Source organism: Cyanobium sp. NIVA-CYA 375, from assembly GCF_056108345.1.
Window position 1 is genome coordinate 1 of the sequence record NZ_JBSYHW010000347.1, and the last position, 663, is coordinate 663.

General features: G+C 67.3%; 1 protein-coding gene. It reads right to left on the bottom strand.

The features are described from left to right. Nucleotides 1-599, bottom strand: a 599-nt coding sequence (locus AC01FP_RS18505; RefSeq protein ID WP_474482333.1) for a M20/M25/M40 family metallo-hydrolase, incomplete at its 3' end; no start/stop codon positions are given. Between the last annotated feature and the right edge of the window lie 64 nt (nt 600-663).

A 663-nucleotide genomic window follows, 5' to 3' on the forward strand; every position in this document is an offset into this window, starting at 1 on the left:
GTCGCCTCGTCGAGCGTGCCCGAGGCGCCATCGACATTGAGCACCAGATGCGCGTTCCTGAGCCGCTCCGCGATCACCTTGGAGGTGAGCATGGTGGTTTCTTCGTCGCCCGAATAGGCGATCACGATGCCGCGCTTGGGCCGGAAACCGGCCTTGCGCAGTTCCATCACCGCGACCATCGCCTGCACCGCGTCGAACTTGGTGTCGCTCGCCCCGCGCCCGTAGAGCAGGCCGTTCTCGACCACCGGGGTGAAGGGATCGCGCTCCCAGTCGGCCGGGTCGGCCTCGACCACATCGAGGTGGGCGGAGATGACGATCGGGCCAAGCTTGGGGTCGCTGCCGGCCCAGGTCGCGATCAGGTAGGCGGTATCGTCATAGGGGACGATCTCGATCTCGTCCGCGCTCCAGCCGCTGTCGCGCAAGGCGCCTGCGAACAATTCGGCGACCTTGCCGGTCTCGTTGCCCGGCCCGCGCACCGAGCGCAGCGCAATGCTGGCCTTGGACAGCTCGAGCACCTGCGCCTCGGCGGCTTTGTCCGCCAGCGCGGGGGTGGCAGCGGTCGCCAGCGCGGTCGCCAGCAGCAGGGTACGCAAGGTCATGTCCGTTCCTCCCAGGTCACGGTTGCATCAGCATAATCGAAGGTAAAGCGGTAGCGGGTGGTTG